The 17,325-nt window shown below is 69.9% G+C and carries 17 protein-coding genes and 1 riboswitch; of the genes, 11 read left to right on the forward strand and 6 right to left on the reverse strand.

The features are described 5' to 3' along the window. Window positions 1-268: 268 nt before the first annotated feature. From OG521_19795 to OG521_19805, 3 genes are all read left to right on the forward strand, one after another. Window positions 269-1,381, forward strand: coding sequence for a LacI family transcriptional regulator (locus OG521_19795; GenBank protein ID WUW22909.1), 1,113 nt, complete (start codon window positions 269-271; stop codon window positions 1,379-1,381). A 158-nt stretch (window positions 1,382-1,539) separates the two neighbouring features. Beyond that, on the forward strand, window positions 1,540-2,613 hold the full coding sequence (locus tag OG521_19800; GenBank protein ID WUW26735.1) for a metallophosphoesterase: 1,074 nt from the start codon (window positions 1,540-1,542) through the stop codon (window positions 2,611-2,613). A gap of 180 nt (window positions 2,614-2,793) precedes the next feature. Beyond that, complete coding sequence (locus OG521_19805; GenBank protein ID WUW22910.1) at window positions 2,794-3,630, forward strand: hypothetical protein; 837 nt, start codon at window positions 2,794-2,796, stop codon at window positions 3,628-3,630. 87 nt (window positions 3,631-3,717) lie between these two features. On the opposite strand, the gene OG521_19810 is transcribed toward OG521_19805, so the two are convergent. Continuing rightward, on the reverse strand, window positions 3,718-5,394 hold the full coding sequence (locus OG521_19810; GenBank protein ID WUW22911.1) for a DUF885 domain-containing protein: 1,677 nt from the start codon (window positions 5,392-5,394) through the stop codon (window positions 3,718-3,720). Between the two features lie 169 nt (window positions 5,395-5,563). Here OG521_19810 and OG521_19815 point away from each other — a divergent pair, with 169 nt between their 5' ends. After that, complete coding sequence (locus tag OG521_19815) at window positions 5,564-6,646, forward strand: hypothetical protein (GenBank protein ID WUW22912.1); 1,083 nt, start codon at window positions 5,564-5,566, stop codon at window positions 6,644-6,646. 9 nt (window positions 6,647-6,655) lie between these two features. Here the strand turns inward: OG521_19815 and thiC are convergent, their stop codons facing one another. Continuing rightward, window positions 6,656-8,458, reverse strand: a complete 1,803-nt coding sequence (gene thiC / locus OG521_19820) for a phosphomethylpyrimidine synthase ThiC (GenBank protein ID WUW22913.1) — start codon at window positions 8,456-8,458, stop codon at window positions 6,656-6,658. Further along, a riboswitch (TPP riboswitch) is annotated at window positions 8,451-8,585 on the reverse strand. It overlaps the preceding gene by 8 nt. 71 nt (window positions 8,586-8,656) lie before the next feature. On the opposite strand from thiC, the gene OG521_19825 reads away from it, so the two are divergent. Continuing rightward, window positions 8,657-9,988 (forward strand): YibE/F family protein, encoded by a 1,332-nt coding sequence (locus OG521_19825; GenBank protein ID WUW22914.1) that lies wholly within the window; start codon window positions 8,657-8,659, stop codon window positions 9,986-9,988. Window positions 9,989-10,068: 80 nt separating this feature from the next. Here the strand turns inward: OG521_19825 and OG521_19830 are convergent, their stop codons facing one another. From OG521_19830 to OG521_19845, 4 genes are all read right to left on the reverse strand, one after another. Continuing rightward, entirely contained in the window at window positions 10,069-10,506 is a 438-nt protein-coding gene (locus OG521_19830) for an SsgA family sporulation/cell division regulator (protein ID WUW22915.1), read from the reverse strand. Between the two features lie 101 nt (window positions 10,507-10,607). After that, complete coding sequence (locus OG521_19835) at window positions 10,608-11,303, reverse strand: helix-turn-helix domain-containing protein (GenBank protein ID WUW26736.1); 696 nt, start codon at window positions 11,301-11,303, stop codon at window positions 10,608-10,610. 328 nt (window positions 11,304-11,631) lie between these two features. Continuing rightward, the gene (locus tag OG521_19840; protein ID WUW22916.1) at window positions 11,632-11,844 is read right to left on the reverse strand and encodes a DUF5326 family protein; all 213 of its coding nucleotides are present in this window, start codon (window positions 11,842-11,844) and stop codon (window positions 11,632-11,634) included. Window positions 11,845-11,970: 126 nt separating this feature from the next. After that, the gene (locus OG521_19845) at window positions 11,971-12,288 is read right to left on the reverse strand and encodes a cupin domain-containing protein (protein ID WUW22917.1); all 318 of its coding nucleotides are present in this window, start codon (window positions 12,286-12,288) and stop codon (window positions 11,971-11,973) included. 68 nt (window positions 12,289-12,356) lie between these two features. Here OG521_19845 and OG521_19850 point away from each other — a divergent pair, with 68 nt between their 5' ends. The 6 genes from OG521_19850 (at window position 12,357) to OG521_19875 (ending at window position 17,290) form a co-directional block, all read left to right on the forward strand. Next, a complete protein-coding gene (locus OG521_19850) occupies window positions 12,357-12,734 on the forward strand; it encodes a phage holin family protein (protein WUW22918.1) in 378 nt (125 codons plus the stop codon). 68 nt (window positions 12,735-12,802) lie between these two features. Continuing rightward, the gene (locus OG521_19855; protein ID WUW22919.1) at window positions 12,803-13,933 is read left to right on the forward strand and encodes a cystathionine gamma-lyase; all 1,131 of its coding nucleotides are present in this window, start codon (window positions 12,803-12,805) and stop codon (window positions 13,931-13,933) included. A gap of 285 nt (window positions 13,934-14,218) precedes the next feature. Further along, window positions 14,219-15,115 (forward strand): LysR family transcriptional regulator, encoded by an 897-nt coding sequence (locus tag OG521_19860; GenBank protein ID WUW22920.1) that lies wholly within the window; start codon window positions 14,219-14,221, stop codon window positions 15,113-15,115. A 63-nt stretch (window positions 15,116-15,178) separates the two neighbouring features. Next, entirely contained in the window at window positions 15,179-15,658 is a 480-nt protein-coding gene (locus OG521_19865; protein ID WUW22921.1) for an NUDIX hydrolase, read from the forward strand. 211 nt (window positions 15,659-15,869) lie between these two features. Then, window positions 15,870-16,397 carry a DUF2269 domain-containing protein gene (locus OG521_19870; protein WUW22922.1) on the forward strand — a complete coding sequence of 176 codons (528 nt, stop codon included), beginning with the start codon at window positions 15,870-15,872 and terminating at the stop codon, window positions 16,395-16,397. Between the two features lie 5 nt (window positions 16,398-16,402). Beyond that, window positions 16,403-17,290, forward strand: a complete 888-nt coding sequence (locus OG521_19875) for a GNAT family N-acetyltransferase (GenBank protein ID WUW22923.1) — start codon at window positions 16,403-16,405, stop codon at window positions 17,288-17,290. Window positions 17,291-17,325 lie beyond the last annotated feature (35 nt).

Genomic DNA, 17,325 nt, shown 5'->3' on the forward strand with positions numbered 1-17,325 from the left:
GAATGAGGGGGAGCGCTCCCCGCCATGGCGCGCGCCGGTGGCTCACTCCGTGGCGCGCGTCCCTCGAAGAGGTGAGTTGAGACCTCTTCGAGACATCGACCTATCGGCAGGCCGCTCCGGCCCGACAGGTGAGACACAACGGCTATGACCCTTAACACCCTTTGTTAGCAAGGCGATTGAGGCTCGATGATCATGCAGAAACGTGCCTGTCAACGAGTGAATATGCGACCGGACCAGGTACCCGCCCGAGCCCTACTATCGGCTCGCCATGACAGCAGCAGGGAAGCACCAGGTGAGCCGGACGGAGACCCCCCGGCGCGGGGGCCGACAGGGACGAGCAGGAATCCGGGATGTGGCCGCCGCCGCCGGGGTCTCCATCACGACCGTCTCCGACGCGCTCAACGGCAAGGGCAGGCTCCCGGACGCCACCCGCCGCCATGTCCGCGAGGTCGCCGAGCGCCTGGGCTATCGCCCTTCCGCCGCGGCCCGAACGCTCCGTACCGGCAAGTCCGGCCTGATCGGCCTGACCGTGACGACCTACGGGGATGAACCTTTCACCTTCACCGAATTCGCGTACTTCGCCGAGATGGCCAGAGCCGCCACCTCCGCCGCGCTGGCCCGCGGCTACGCCCTCGTCATCCTCCCCGCCACCTCACGCCACGACGTCTGGTCGAACGTCGCACTCGACGGCACCGTCGTGATCGACCCCTCCGACCAGGACCCGGTCGTCACCGAACTCGTACGCCAGGGCCTGCCCGTCGTGTCCGACGGCCGGCCGGCCGGAACCCTCCCGGTCACCGCATGGGTGGACAACGACCACCGGGCCGCCGTCCTGGACCTCCTCGACCATCTGGCCGCCGCCGGGGCCCGCCGCATCGGGCTGCTCACCGGCACCACCACCGACACGTACACCCGGCTCTCCACGACCGCGTACCTCCACTGGTGCGAGCGCGTGGGCCAGGACCCGGTCTACGAGTCCTACCCCGCCCACGACCCGTGTGCGGGCGCGGTGGCCGCCGACCGCCTGCTGGCCCGTCCGGACCGCCCGGACGCCGTCTACGGGCTCTTCGACCCCAACGGCACCGATCTGCTGGCGGCCGCCCGCCGGTACGGTCTGCGCGTCCCGGAGGACCTGCTGCTGGTCTGCTGCAGCGAGTCGACCGTGTACGCGACGACCGAGCCGCCCATCACGACGCTCTCGCTGAAGCCCCGCCGCATCGGCACGGCGGTCGTCCAGCTCCTCATCGACGCCATCGAAGGCGTCGACCAGGACGGTCCGGTGGAGCAGGTGATACCGACGGAACTCATCGTCCGGACCTCCTCGCAACGCCGCCCACCCCGCACCACGGTGAGCCCGCCGCGTTCGCCGGCAGGGGATTGATCAGCCCAATTGGGACCAATCGACCGACGAACCTGGTGTGCGGACGGATTCACCACCCCTGGTGCGTCACAGAGCACGATCCTCATTCCTATGATGGGCGCACGACACCGCGGACCACCCCGACCAGCAGGGCCCGTCAGGTGTACGGCGGCGCGACGGTGGTGGAGGGGTCGATGACACAGGGGGCCGGTCAGGAACCCGTGGTGCGGACGGCGACGTTGCGCGACTTCCGCGTACCGCCCTATGCGCAGTCCGCTGCGCCGCCCGCTTCACCGCACCCGGGCAACGCGTTCCCGGGGGGCGAGCCGCCGGAGGGGTACACCCCGACCGCGCGCGACCTCCCCGTGATCAGCCGCGAGGACACCGTCCAGGTGCGGAACGTGCCCGACCCCCGGCCCGCCCAGGACCCCGGGCTCGGACCGCTGTACGTCGTCGGTGACGTCCACGGCTATCTGGACGAGCTCATCGCCGCCCTCTCCGAGCAGGGCCTGATCGACTCCGAGGGCAGCTGGTCCGCGGGCAACGCGCGGCTCTGGTTCCTCGGCGACTTCACCGACCGGGGACCCGACGGGATCGGCGTCATCGACCTCGTGATGCGGCTGTCCGCCGAGGCCGCGGCCTCCGGCGGCTACTGCAAGGCCCTGATGGGCAACCACGAGCTGCTGCTGATCGGCGCCAAGCGCTTCGGGGACACCCCGGTCAACTCCGGCGCCGGCACCGCCACCTTCCAGGCCGCCTGGCTGCTCAACGGCGGCCAGAAGAACGACATGGAGCGGCTCCAGGACGTCCACCTCCAGTGGATGTCCCGCCTCGACGCGGTCGCCGAGGAGGACGAGCACCTCCTGATGCACTCGGACACGACGGCCTACCTCGACTACGGCTCCACCATCGAGGACGTCAACGACACGGTGCACGCCATTCTCACGCGGAACGACGCCGATGAGTGCTGGGACCTCTTCCGCAAGCTGACCAAGCGGTTCGCCTTCCGTGACGAGTCGGGTCCGCAGGCCGTGCAGGAGCTGATGGCGGCCTACGGCGGACGACGCGTCGTCCATGGTCACAGCCCCATTCCGTACCTGCTGGGCGACGTCGGATCGGAAGACGGCGAGGACGGCTCCGGGCCGGTCGTGGACGGTCCGCACGTGTACGCGGACGGGCTCGCCATCGCCATGGACGGCGGAGTGACCATGGCCGGAAAGCTACTGGTCGTCCAACTCCCCCTGCATGACTGACGTTCTTCCGGGAAGACGCATCCCGATCTGAACACGCGACCACTGGGCCTATTTCCGGAAACCCCCTGTCACCCCGTGCCGTGAGCGCTCTACCATCGGCGTACCAGTAGCAGGCTCTCCTCCGTTTCCGCCCGACTGCCCGGTTCGAACGGGCACACAGGCCCTACGGAGCATCGGGGGATGCACATGAACAGCGCTCCGCACCTGCTGACCGAGGACCGGCCCGAGTACGAGCGGATCCTCGACGACGCGCTGCGTCACGCCCATGAACGACCGGATCTGGCCGCTGTCGGAGAACGGCTCAATCCGGTGCAGCTGCGCACCATGGCGATGGCCGCCACCGCACTGATCACGGCCGCGGCGGCCACCGAGTACGAGTACTACGTGAAGGCCCGCGAGGAGATCCGCGCCGCGGCCGAGGACCCGTACGACAACGGGGCCGGCGCCGGGGAAGCGGAGACGGCGCCGACCGGCTCCTACCAGTCGGGCGCCGGCATAGGAGCCGTCGTCACCGTCCTGGCACCGGTACTGGCGGGCACCGCCGCGGTGATATTCCTGCTCATCGGCTACATCCTGAAGATGCTCGACCCGCCGCCGGCCTTCGCGGGCAGCATGGTCGGGGCCGGCTGGTTCTTCGCGGCGGTCACCGCGGCCGCCATCCTCGTCGCCGCCGTCGTGCTCCTCGTCACGGCCCTGCGCAACGGCTCGACCTCGCTCGCGGCCGAGGAACACGGCGAGGAACTTCCGGAGGACGTGGCACGCGCCAGGGAGGCCTGGCGGCACGCCCTGCTGGAACGCGGCATCCTGCCGTTCCTCCGGGACGCCCTCGCCGACCCGGGCGCCGCGCCCGCCGCGCGCACCCCGCACCGCTCGCCCAACCGCATCCCGAAGATCGGCTACAGCAGGCCGGACTTCTCCAGCCCGGACGACGGCCCGGCCGCCGCCCCGCGCCCGACGTTCACCAGCCCGGACTTCACCAGCCCCGACTTCGGCGGCCCGGACCACGAACCGGAGTAACCGGTCAGGAGGCCGGAAGGCCCGGACCCGGCGAACCGCCCCCGGGAGGCCCGCCCCCGGGCCTCCCGGCAGACGACGGCGCCCGGGTTACAGCGCCGCGAGACTGCCGACCAGGTCGTCGAGCCCCAGCGAACCCTGCGAGAGAGCCTTCATGTGCCAGGTCTTCAGATCGAAGGCGGCACCCTGCCGGCGCTTGGCGGCATCCCGGCCCTGCAGCCAGGCACGTTCGCCGAGCTTGTAGCCGATGGCCTGGCCGGGCCAGCCGAGGTAGCGGTCGATCTCCGCGTTGCGGCGGGCGGCCGGGCTGCCGTTGTAGGTGGCCATGAACTCCGCGGCGAGCGCCGGGGTCCAGCGTTCACCCGGGTGGAAGCCCGAGCCCGCGGGGACGGCTAGTTCGAGGTGCATGCCTATGTCGATGATCACCCGGATGGTGCGCAGCATCTGCCCGTCCAGGAAGCCGAGGCGGCGTGCGGGTTCGGCGAAGAAGCCCAGATCGTCCATGAAGCGCTCGGCGTACAGGGCCCAGCCCTCGATATTGGCGCTCACCATGCCCTCGGTGACCTGGTACCGGCTGAGCCGGTCGGCGACCGCGACCCACTGCGCGAGCTGGAGATGGTGGCCGGGAACGCCCTCGTGGTACCAGATGCTGACGAGCTGCCAGGTCGGGAAGGAGTCCTGCCCGAGGGTGGGCAGGTACGTGCGGCCCGGGCGGCTGAAGTCGAGGCTCGGACCCTGGTAGTACGGCCCCGAGGCGCTGCCCGCGGGCGCGATCCGGGACTCGACCGTGCGGATCGGTCCGGAGAGATCGAAGTGGCTGCCGTCGAGGGCGTCGATCGCCTCGTCCATGAGCTGCTGAAGCCAGTCGCGGACGGCCTCCTCGCCCTTGACCGCGTGGCCGTACTCGTCCAGGTGGTGCATGGCTTCGAGGAGCGGGGCGCCGGGCAGGACGCGCCCGGCTTCGGCGCGCATCTCGGAGAGCGTCCGGTGGAACTCGTCCCAGGCCCAGGCGTAGGCCTCGTCCAGATCGAGCTCGGCCCCGGTGTTGTGGCGGGCGGCGTGCAGGTAGCGCTCCCTTCCGACGGCGTCCGGGGTGCCCGCCGCGGCGGGGAGATAGGTGTCGCGCAGCCAGTCGCGGAACTCGGACACCGCGCCGGTGGCCGACCGGGCTGCGGCGTCCAGCCCGGGCCGCAGCCGGTCGGTCCCCTTCGCGGCGAAGTCGGCGAACCAGCCCGCACCCGCCTGCTGTCCCCCGGTCCAGTCGGACAGCTGCCCGATCACCCCGGCGGCCTGCCGGGGAGCGGCGAGCAGGCCCCGCCTCATCCCCTCGGTGAGGGTGGCCCGGTAGCCGTCCAGGGCTCCGGGCAGGTTGCGCAGCCGGCCCGCCACCGCCGCCCAGTCCTCGTCGGTGGTGGTGGGCATCAGCGTGAAGATCGCCCGCACCTGGTCGACGTGCGCTCCGACGGTGCGCAGCTGCCGGAAGTTCTCGCCGGTGTCGTGCATCGCGAGTTCCGCGGTGAGGCGTTCGCGCAGCAGCCGGGCGCAGGCCTGTTCAGCGGGGTCTTCCGCTGCCGGGGCGGCGCCGAGTGCGGCGAGAGTGCGGCGGGCGAGCTCGGCGTGGGCCTCGAAGCCGTCCGGCGAGAGGTCCGGCTGCCGGTCGTCGCCCGGGTTCAGGCCCAGCCACGCGGCGGTCAGCGGGTCGTGCGCGGCCACCTGGTCGAGATGGCTGTCGGCGATACTCCGCGGGGTCCTCGACTCGTTTGTCATATCGACATCCTGACGTGCCGTCGGCCCCGGCCCCAGGGGCGGACGGACACCGGTACCGGAGTGCGGTTCCGGCTGTCCCGGGCCCTCCGCCGCCCCGCCGCCCGCTGTGACGACCTACGATGCGTCAGTCCTCCGGCGGATCCGGATCATGTCGCGGCAAGGGAAATCCATGCGCCTGTCCAGCTACATCAGGAAGGCCGCCATGGGTACGGCGGTCATATCCCTCCTCGCCGGGTGCGCAGGGGGACAGGGCGCGGGCGGGGTCGCGGAGCGAGCTGTGGAGAGGCCCGCGTACTGGACGGACCTCCCTGTGCTGACCAGCGCACAGGACGTAACCCACACGGATACCCAGGACCGGTCGTACGAGGTCAGGATCACGGTCAAGAGCCTGATCCGGGGCTCGGAGGGGGACATGCGGGGCGCGCGCGTGGACAAGGAGCTGAAGGGCACGGTCCCCCATTACCTCACCTTCGAGGTCACCAACCTCAGCCGGAAGACGATCCCCTCCGCCTACATGGTGTCCAGCAAATTCACCCTGAACGGCACCGACTGGACACGCGGGGAGCAGGTCTGGATCAGCGGCGGCAAGCCGGACGGGAGCGACCGGCCCTGCGAGGACACCGCGCCGAAGACGCTGGCGCCCGGCGACTCGTACACCACCTGCCTGACCTACGCACTGCCCGAGGGCATCGGCGTGCTGTCACTCACGCACAACGCCGACGGCTACCTCGACGAGGGCGGCGCGATGGCCGCCTGGCCCGTCGAAGGCGGTCTGGAGGCGGCGAACTCCGGGCTGGCGAAGCCGGGCGATGTCATCCCCGTCCAGTGGAACGACGTTGAGGACGGCACCCTCGACCTGCCCGCCGCGCTGGTGTCCGTGCGCCGGGGCAAGGCCGCCGACCTCGCACGCCTGGACCTCGACCTCAACGAGAACGAGCGGCGCGGCGTCCCGTACTACGTGTTGGTCACCTACACCAACCCCGGGCCGAACGACCTCTACCCGGGCCAGGCCGACGATGTCCGCCTGCTCACCGAGGGCGGCCGGCGAATCCCCGGGAAGGCCCCCTTCGGCCTCCACACGAAGATCCCCGACTGCCCGTCCGACTGGCTCACCCAGCTGGTCGCACCGGGCGACAGCGTGACGGAGTGCAGCGTCCACCTGGTGACGGACGACGGCGACAAGCCGTTCGCGGTGGGTTTCGCGGAGGCGGACCGGCCAGGACTGGTGGCCTGGCGGGCCCACCTCCGCTGAGACAGCGGGTCAGCCGGCCGTCCTGCCGCCCGTCTCCGCGAGGGGCAGGTACACCCGGTTGCCCGAGGCCGCGAACTCCTTGGACTTCTCCTCCATGCCCGCCTCGATCTCACCGGCGTCGAGGTCCCCGCCGTGCTCGCGGCGGATGTCCTGGCTGATCTTCATCGAGCAGAACTTCGGCCCGCACATCGAGCAGAAGTGCGCGGTCTTGGCCGGCTCGGCCGGAAGCGTCTCGTCGTGGAACTCCCGTGCCGTGACCGGGTCGAGGGCCAGGTTGAACTGGTCCTCCCAGCGGAACTCGAACCGCGCGTCCGACAGCGCGTCGTCCCACTCCTGCGCCCCCGGATGCCCCTTGGCGAGGTCCGCCGCATGGGCCGCGATCTTGTAGGTGATGACCCCGGTCTTCACATCGTCCCGGTTGGGCAGTCCGAGGTGCTCCTTGGGCGTCACGTAGCAGAGCATCGCCGTCCCCCACCAGGCGATCATCGCGGCGCCGATGCCCGAGGTGATGTGGTCGTAGGCCGGAGCCACATCGGTCGTCAGCGGACCGAGCGTGTAGAACGGCGCCTCCTCGCAGATCTCCTGCTGAAGGTCGATGTTCTCCTTGATCTTGTGCATGGGGACGTGCCCCGGGCCCTCGATCATCGTCTGGACGCCGAACCGCTTGGCGACCGTGTTCAGTTCGCCGAGCGTACGCAGCTCCGCGAACTGTGCCTCGTCGTTGGCGTCCGCGATCGAACCGGGCCGCAGCCCGTCGCCCAGGGAGTACGTCACGTCGTAGGAGGCGAGGATCTCGCAGAGGTCCTCGAAGTGCTCGTAGAGGAACGACTCCTTGTGGTGCGCGAGGCACCAGGCCGCCATGATCGAGCCGCCCCGCGAGACGATGCCGGTCTTGCGGCGGGCCGTCAGCGGCACGTACGGCAGGCGCACGCCGGCGTGGACCGTCATGTAGTCGACGCCCTGCTCGGCCTGCTCGATGACGGTGTCCTTGTAGATCTCCCAGGTCAGCTCCTCGGCCCGACCGTCGACCTTCTCCAGGGCCTGGTAGAGCGGCACGGTGCCGATCGGCACGGGGGAGTTGCGAAGAACCCACTCACGGGTGGTGTGGATATTGCGGCCGGTGGACAGATCCATGACCGTGTCGGCGCCCCACTTGGTCGCCCAGGTCATCTTGTCCACCTCCTCCTCGATGGAGGACGTGACCGCGGAGTTGCCGATGTTGGCGTTCACCTTCACCAGGAACCGCTTGCCGATGATCATCGGCTCGATCTCCGGGTGGTTGACGTTGGCGGGCAGCACGGCCCGGCCGGCCGCGATCTCCTCGCGCACCACCTCGGGCTCGACGTTCTCCCGGATAGCGACGTACTCCATCTCCGGGGTGATCTCGCCGCGGCGGGCGTACGCGAGCTGGGTGACCGGCCGGCCGTCCCGGCTGCGCCGCGGCTGCCGGGGGCGGCCGGGGAAGACCGCGTCGAGGTTGCGCAGTCCCCCGCGCGGTGAGGTGTGCTTGAGCCCGTCGTCCTCGGGGCGCGCGGGGCGTCCCGCGTACTCCTCGGTGTCGCCGCGGGCGATGATCCAGTTCTCCCGCAGAGGCGCCAGGCCACGGCGGACGTCGGTCTCCGTGGCGGGATCGGTGTACGGCCCCGACGTGTCGTACAGCGTCACGTCCTTGCCGTTGGTGAGGTGCACCTGACGGACCGGCACCTGGAGGTCCGGGCGTGAGCCCTGGACGTACCCCTTGTGCCAGCCGATGGACTTCCCGGCCTCGTCGCTCTGATTCGAGGCAGGCGTGCGTGCGTCCGATGTGGTCATGAGACCTACTCCCTACGCCGGCATTACCCGGTAACAGGTTCGGCGGTCGGCGCAGCCTGTCCCGTACGGCTGTACGGAGAATCAGCGCCCTCTCAGCCCGGTGCTCCGAGCTCCCGCGTGTGCAAAGGTGCCACCACGCTAGCGCCCCCGTGGGCGAGCTGAACAGAGGGCCTCCTCCCTTCTTGGGATGATCGGCCGGTGACGTCCCCTCATAGCGCCTCCGAAACGCAGGGTCATCAGCACTCCCACACGCACAGCCACGGCCCCGCCGCACCCGTCTCCACCCATCTGCGCCGGGTGATCGCCGCCGTGCTGATCCCGTTCGCGGCCGCGGTCGTCGTCGGGCTCGTGGTGCTCTGGCCGGGAGGTGCGCCGGCGCACGAGCGCACCGGTGTCGGGTTCGACCGGCAGACCCAGCAGGGCCGGGTGGTGAGCGTCGCCAAGGTCGACTGCAAGGACGTGAACGCCTCCCAGGTGCCGGTCAGCGGTGAGACCCCACCGCCGACAGGGGAGCAGGGCGGCGGGGCCGGCCTCTGCGAGAAGGCCACGGTGGAGGTCACGAGCGGTCAGGACGAGGGCCGCAAGTTCGTCGAGGTCGTCCAGCCCGACGCGCCCCGGCAACTGCGCGAGGGACAAGGCGTCGTCGTCGCGTACGCCCCCGACGCGCCCCACGATCTCCAGTACTCCGTGACCGATGTGAACCGGAAGTTCCCGTTGATGCTGCTGGCCGGCATCTTCGCGCTGGTGGTGGTGGCCGTGGGCAGAATGCGCGGGGTGATGGCGCTCGTCGCGCTCGCCCTGTCGTTCGCCGTACTGACCCTGTTCATCCTCCCCGCTATCCTGCAGGGCTCGAACCCGCTGGTCGTGGCGGTGGTCGGGGCCAGCGCCATCATGCTGATCGCGCTCTACATCTGCCACGGGCTGACCGCCCGCACCTCGGTCGCCGTCATCGGCACCCTGATCTCACTGCTGCTGATCGGGCTGCTCGGCTCGCTCTTCATCGGCTGGGCGAGTCTGAGCGGGAACACCGACGACAACACCGGCCTCATCCACGGCCTGTATCCGCACATCGACATGAGCGGTCTGCTGCTGGCCGGCGTCATCATCGGCTCCCTGGGGGTGCTCGACGACGTGACGGTCACCCAGACATCCGCGGTCTGGGAACTTCATCAGGCGGACCCGACGATGAGTGCGAAGAAGCTCTACCGGGCAGGGATCAGAATCGGGCGCGATCACATCGCCTCGGTGGTCAACACCCTGGTGCTCGCCTATGCGGGCGCCGCGCTTCCGCTGCTGCTGCTGTTCTCGATCGCCCAGAGCAGCGTGGGGACGGTGGCCAACAGCGAGCTGGTGGCGGAGGAGATCGTGCGCACACTGATCGGCTCGATCGGACTGGTCGCGTCGGTGCCGGTGACCACCGCACTCGCGGCGCTGGTCGTCTCCGCCGACCGCACAGGGCTCGGCGCGGAAGCCGGAGCTCCTGCACCCGTACGGGGCGGCAGGGGACGCCGTCGGCGGGTGAAGGCCTGAGGGTCCGGACACGGAGAGCGATTCACCCGTTCGGCAGGTGTGCTGTTCGACCGGCACGCAGGTCCTGGGCACGGCCCGGTTCAGCCCGCGTTCTGTTCCTCGGCCAGAATCCGCCCCAGGGCCTCTTCCAGATTGCCCTCGAAGTCACCCAGCGTGCACTCCTGTCCGAGCGGGACGAGCTTGTCCGTCCGGTCGAGAAATGCCACAAGGGGCGCCGTGCCGGCCCGGAACAGCGCTCGGTCGGCGCCCACCTGGAGCCGGATGTGGACGTCGGACAGCCCTTCGGGCTCGGTCGGCCCGATGTGCACATCGCCGTCGCCACTGGGGCTGTTGAGACCGTCGAGCAGCAGCTCACGGCCGAAAGCCCAGGTGACGGGGGCGTCGCCGGGCAGATGGAAGGTCATCCGGATCGCGTACGGATCGCACACTTCGTACCGGAGCTCCACCGGGATACGGAATGAGAGCTCCTCGGAGACGAGGAAGCTCATCATGACCTCAGCTTGAACCGACTCGCGCATCGTTCAACCCCGCAGTAGATGAATCTGGCCAGGAATGATCCCCCATGGCCCTATTGACGCCATCGTGGTGCACGCGATAGCAGATCACAAGGAGTGATTTTTCAGATACTGATAGAGAACACGAACGAACGCAAGAGGCTGGCCACTTCGCCACGTAGTCGTTCGACTGCGGGGAGCAACCGATCTTCCTGGTCGAGAGGGACCGAAATGGCCATCGCGGCGGCCGTGAATCCGGCCGTGATCGGGATGGCCGCGCAGACCGTCCCGAGCGCGTACTCCTGTCGTTCGATGACAGGTTCCGTACGCTCAAGTGACCGAAGCCGCTCAAGGAGTGCCGGGCGGTCACGTACCGAGTAGCGCGTCAGCGGGCCCACCGGATGCCGGTCGAGGTGATCCTCGCGCGCCTGGTCGTCGAGCTGGCTCAGCAGACACTGGCCGATCGCGTGGGCATGCCCGGTCTCCCCGAAGGCGGCCCACTCCTCCACCGCCGGCATCGCGGGGGTGTCCGCGACCGCGACGAGTTCGATCTCGCCCTCGCGGTAGACGGCGCAGTACACCGGGGCGCCGATGATGTCGCGCCAGTGGCTCAGGGAGCGGGTCATTCTGCTGCGACGATTCTGCAGCGCGCCGTCGTCCACCAGCCGCTCCGCGGCGGCGCCGAACAGGAAGACCCCGTTCTCCCTGCGCAGATAGCCCTCGTGCGTCAGCGTGCGCAGCAGGTGGTAGGCGGTGGGAAGAGGAAGCCCCGCTTCCCTCGCGAGCTGCTTGGCCGGCGCCCCGTCGCGATGGGTGCCCACAGCCTCCAGCAGCCTCAGCGCCCGCTGCACCGATCCGATCAGCGTCGGGACGGCGGTACTCGATGCCGTGGTCAACGGTCACCCCCAGGCATGGTGACGGGCGGTCAGCCCGCCTGTGGGGGCCGCCCCCACAGATCTGCCGCAGGCCTGGGGCCCTAAGGCCGGATGCCGTACAAACCACTGGTCAGGGTGGCGAATGACGGTGCTTTCCCAGGCGGCGGCAGCGGACTGCCACTGTATCGGGAGCATCCGGACGGGGTGCCGTTTCGCATTCCGCTTAGCTCAGCTGGGCTAATCGGGCGGCCGGTCGTGCGCGGGGCCTTCGCGGCTACCAGTCGCCTCGCGAGGAGGAGGACGACATGAACTTCCGTACGACGAAGACGAGACCGCCGACCAGGATCACGAAGACCAGGACCTTGAACAGCAGGCCGATCACGAAGCCGACGACGCTGGCGATCAGGCCCCCGAACACGACGATCGCGATGACGGGCACCGCGATCCACTTCACCCACCAGGGCATTCCCGCGTATATCTCCCGCACGGCCATCGTCCTTACCTCGTCTCTGTGAGTTCCTGCTTCGATGCTAGAGGCGCGGGGGTGGCCTGCGGGGCCTCCGGATCCCTTGAACTCCCCTGATCCGTCCCCTAGGGATCCCCGGGGGGCGGCTCAGCCCTCGGGCGGCGAGAACACCACCATCACGCGCAGATCCTCCGTGATGTGGTGGAACTTATGGGCGGTTCCGGCGGGTACGTACACCACGCTTCCTCTGCCCACCTGAGTGGTTTCCATGCCGACGGTGATCGACGCGCGGCCGCTGACGACGAGATAGACCTCGTCCTGGTTGTGGGGCTGCTGCGGGTCGAGTTCACCCGCGTCCAGTGCGTACAGCCCGACGGACATGTTGCGTTCGCGGACGAACTGGAGATAAGCCCCGTCGTTGGCGGCTCGTTCCGCCTCCAGTTCGTCCAGTCTGAATGCCTTCATGGCCCGTCCGCCCCTTGCCTCTGCCCAGCCGGTGTCCGCCACCGATCATGTCTGCCACGATCAGACACATGAAGAATTTCGTAGTCAAGACGATCGCCAACGCGGGTGCGCTGGCCGTGGCCATCTGGCTGCTCCAGGACATCACGCTGACCGGCGGCAGCACCGGCCGCAAGACGGTGACCCTGATCGTGGTCGCGTTGATCTTCGGTCTGGTCAACTTCCTGGTCAAGCCGGTGGTGAAGCTGCTCACACTGCCGCTCTTCATCCTCACCCTGGGGCTGATCACCCTGGTGGTGAACGCCCTGATGCTGCTGCTGACCTCGTGGCTGGCCGATGTACTGGACCTGAGTTTCCATGTCGACGGCTTCTGGACCGCCGTCCTCGGCGGTCTGATCATCTCGATCGTCTCCTGGGCGCTGAACGTGGTCCTGCCCGACGAGGACTGATTCCCGGATACCTGAAACAGTGCAGGCAGGACCGGTGACCGACCGGGGAGAGAAGCGAGGACAACAGCATGAGCAGCATGGGCGACGGAACCCGCGCGGTACGGGCAGGCCTGCCGGAACCGCAGCAGTACGAGCCCACTCTCCCCGGTCCGGTCTTCGCCGCGCACTTCCACCTGTCGGGAGAGCCGACCGGCCCGTACACCTACGGCCGTGACACCAATCCGACCTGGACCCATCTGGAACGGGCCATCGGTGAGCTCGAAGCACCGGGCGAGAGCGTCGAGACGACGGTCTTCGCCTCCGGCATGGCGGCGGTCTCCGCCGTGCTGATGTCCCAGGTGCGCACCGGGGACGTCGTCGTCCTGCCCGACGACGGCTACCAGGCCCTCCCGCTGGTACGTGCGCAGTTGGAGGAGTACGGCGTCGAGGTGCGGACCGCACCGACGGGCGGTGATGCCCAGCTGGCCCTCCTGGAGGGGGCGAAGCTCCTGTGGATCGAGACCCCGTCCAACCCCGGGCTCGACGTCTGCGACGTGCGGCGGCTCGTCGAGGCGGCGCACGCCGGCGGCACACTGGTGGCTGTCGACAACACCCTCGCCACCCCGCTCGGCCAGCGCCCGCTGGAGCTCGGCGCCGACTTCTCGGTGGCCAGTGACACCAAGGGCATGACCGGCCACGGCGACATCCTGCTCGGCCATGTGACCTGCCGCGATTCCGGGCTCGCTGCGGGGGTGCGGCGCTGGCGCAAGGTGGTCGGTGCCATCCCCGGGCCGATGGAGGCCTGGCTCGCCCACCGCTCCCTGGCCACGCTGGAACTCCGGATCGAGCGGCAGTGCGCGAACGCCCTGACCCTCGCCGAGACCCTTGCCGCACACCCGGAGGTGAGCGGTCTGCGCTATCCCGGGCTGCCCACCGACCCCTCCTACCCGAACGCCGTGCGGCAGATGCGGCGCTTCGGCTCCGTGGTGTCGTTCGTCCTCGCCGACCGGGGGACCGCCGAGCGTTTCCTCTCGGCGCTGCACCTCGCCGAGGACGCGACCAGCTTCGGCGGCGTACGTTCCACCGCCGAACGCCGGGCCCGATGGGGCGGCGACGCCGTACCGGAAGGCTTCATCCGCTTCTCCGTCGGCGCCGAGAACGCCTCGGACCTGGTGGCCGATGTCGAGCGGGCTCTTGCCGAGGCCGTCACCGCCCGCTGAGAGCCCCTGCCGAAGGGGTCGTGGACCGCCGGAAAGGCCCCGGTGCGGTACGGACGGTCCGAGCCTCCCCCCTCGTGGCTCGGACCGTCCCGGCTCTTCGCTTTCGCCGCGTGCAGCGTCCGCCGCGTCCGCGGCGTTCAGCGTCCACGCGTTCGCCGTGTGAAGAACCGCCTCGACAAGGCTAGTTGACTCTGCGTCAGTGTCCAATCACAGTAGCGACAGCGACCTATCGACATATTTATAGTTGTCCGGGTCCGGGGTGCCGCGAGGGTGAGGGGACAAGAGATGGATCTGGCCCTGCTGCGTACCTTCGTCACCGTGCACCGGGCCGGCTCGTTCACCCGCGCCGCCGCACTCCTCGGCCTCTCCCAGCCCGCCGTGACCTCGCAGATCCGTACGCTGGAACGGCAGCTGGGCCGCCCGCTCTTCCTCCGCCGGGCCCGCGGTGTGACCCCGACCACCATCGGCGACGAGCTCGCGCACCGGGCGGCTCCGCATCTGGACGCGCTGGTGGAGATCGCCGAGACCGAGCTCGACGAGGAGTCCGGCGTACGGACGCTGCATCTGGCGGGACCGCCGGAGTTCACCTCGCTGCGGGCCCTGCCCGCCCTCACTCCGCTCATCGCCCAGGGCCTCTCTCTGCGCACCTCGTTCTCGGCGGACACCGACGAGACGCTGGAGGGCCTGGCCGCCGGCCACCACGACCTGGCCATCGTGACGGCCCGGCCGCGCGGCGAACTGCTCACCGCGACGCCGCTCTGCGACGAGGAGCACGTCCTGATCGCCGCACCGCGCTGGGCCGGGCGCCTCGGGCCGGGAACGCTGCGGCGCAACGGCCCGGTGGTCCTGGAGCAGCTGCCGGTGGTGGAGGTGCACGAGAGCCTGCCGCTCGTCTCCCGTTACTGGGCGGCGGTCTTCGACAGCCGGCCCGCGGCGGCCGGAGCCGTCATCGCGCCGGATCTGCGGGCGGTCCTGGAATGCGCGGCGGCGGGGGCCGGACTTGCCGTGCTGCCGCGCTACCTGTGCGAGGAGGCACTGGAGCGGGGCGAGGTGGTGGCGCTCCTCGATCCGCCGGTGCCACCGCTGCGCACCTACTTCCTCGCCGCGCGCACCGGCACGCTCGCGCTGCCGCATGTCGCTCGGGCGCACGATTTGCTGCTGCGTTCCGCGGCCGACTGGTGACCGCAGGAGGGCCCAGCAGCCCCTTGGTGTTTCAGAAGCGGTTCTGCGGGCCACTCTCTTGCCATGACCGAACGTCCTGTGGTCAAGCGCACCGCACGCGCCGTCCTGCTCGATGGCAACGACCTCATCCTCATCAAGCGCACCAAGCCTGGGGTCGACCCGTACTGGCTCACACCGGGTGGCGGGGTCGAGCCCGAGGACGCCACCGTCGTCGAAGCCCTGCACCGCGAGCTGGACGAGGAGCTCGGCGCCAAGATCACTGACGTGGTGCCCTGCTTCGTCGACACGGTGGAACACATCGAGGGCGGCGGGGTGAAGGGCGTCAAGGTCCAGCACTTCTTCGTCTGCCGGCTCGAGTCGATGGACCTCTCCCTGCGGCACGGCCCCGAGATCGACGACCCCTGCGGGGAGTACGACGTCGTGCGCGTGCCGTTCAGCCGGGTCGGGATCGCTGCCGTGCACCTCGTGCCGCTGTCGCTGCGGCACTACCTGGACGGCAACATCGAGGGCGTCCGCGCGATGCACGCACCTGACCTGGGTTGATCCGCGGCTCCATCCGCGGGCCCGGTTCAGGGTGGTCCGCGGGCCCGGTTGGGCCTCATTCGGCGTGACGGGCAGGCTTCAGACGGGCCTTGTGGCGCCCACATCGCCTGGGCGGGCCGGCTTCGCGCGCTGGCCGTACGCCGAAGCCAGTACGCGGGGATACTCCCCTCGTCAGATGACCCGGCACCCGGCCCCCGGCACCGTGTTTCACGTGAAACCACTCAAGCGCCACACCCGCAGAGGCCTCCTCGTCGCCCATGTGTCGGTATCCGTCAGCTGGCTCGGTCTCACCGTCGGTCTGCTGGCCCTCGGTATCACCGCCTTCTCCACCGGAGATCCCGAAACCGCGCGGGCCGCCACCCGGGCCATGAAGATCTTCGGTGACTGGCTGGTCATCCCGATCGCGCTGGCCACCCTGGTCAGCGGCTTGATCCTTTCGCTCGGCACCCCCTGGGGGCTGGCCAGGCACCGCTGGGTCTGGACGAAGTTCTGGCTCACTCTGGTGACGACCGGCCTGACGGTCTTCTCACTGCGACCCGGCATCAACGAAGCCGCGCAGCGCGGAGCTGCCGACATCAGCATGGTCGCCGCTCCGTCGGTGGCCACGGCGGCCTATCTCTTCATGACAGCGATCTCCGTGCTGAAGCCATGGGGGCCGACCCGGCGCGGCCGACGGCTACGCGTCTCGGCCAGATCCGTTAAAGCGGTGGACGAGCGATCACTGCGTCGGACAGCCTGACCCCTATGTCCCGCTCACTGCCCCGCCCGCTCGCCGATCTGCCCCTGCGGCGCCTCACCCGGGACGATCTGGTCCCGTGCGCCGATCTCAGCGAGGACCGCGGCTGGCCGCGCGATGAGCACCGGTGGGGCCTGCTGCTGGCTGCGAGCACGGTCTACGGCATCGACGATCCCGAGGGCAGAGGCCTGATGGCGACGTGTGTGGTGACCCCGTACGGGCCCCGCATGGCGGCCATCGGCATGCTGCTCGTCGCCGGACGCCACGCCCGGCAGGGCATCGGGCGGCACCTGATGCAGAAGGTGATCGAATCGGCCGGGGACGTCCCCCTCAGCCTCCACGCGACGGATGCGGGCAGGCCGCTCTACGAGGAGCTCGGGTTCCTGGCCGTGGGCCGGACCGAGCGGGTGAGCGGGCTGTTCCGGCCCACGGGGGCGACGCCTCCCGGCCCGGCAGGCGGTGCGGGGCCGACGGTTCGCCCCGCATCGGCCGGAGACCTGCAGGCCATGCTCCGCCTGGACGCGGATGCCTTCGGCCTCGACCGGACGCACATCCTGGCCCGTCTCCCCGCTTTCGCCGACCATCTTCGAGTGGCCGAGGACGGCGGGGAACTGATCGGCTACGCCGCACTCTGGCCCAGCGCGGAGAGCCATGCGGTCGGCCCGCTGATCGCGCGGGACACCGCCACGGCGAAGCTGCTCGTGGCGTCACTGGCCGGGGCGACGGACCGGCCGCTGCGTGCGGACATCGACGCCCGCCACAAGGAGTTGCTGGACTGGTTCAAGGAGTGCGGGCTGGAGTCCGGCTCGGCGACCACGGTGATGATCCTCGGGGCATCGGAGCTGCCGGGGGACCGGGCACGCCGCTTCGCGCCGCTGAGCGTGGCGACGGGCTGACGCCGGGCAGGGGTTCGATCCGAACCGTCCGGCCG

Origin of the sequence: Streptomyces sp. NBC_01463, assembly GCA_036227345.1 — a bacterium.
In the GTDB taxonomy this organism is placed as follows: domain Bacteria; phylum Actinomycetota; class Actinomycetes; order Streptomycetales; family Streptomycetaceae; genus Streptomyces.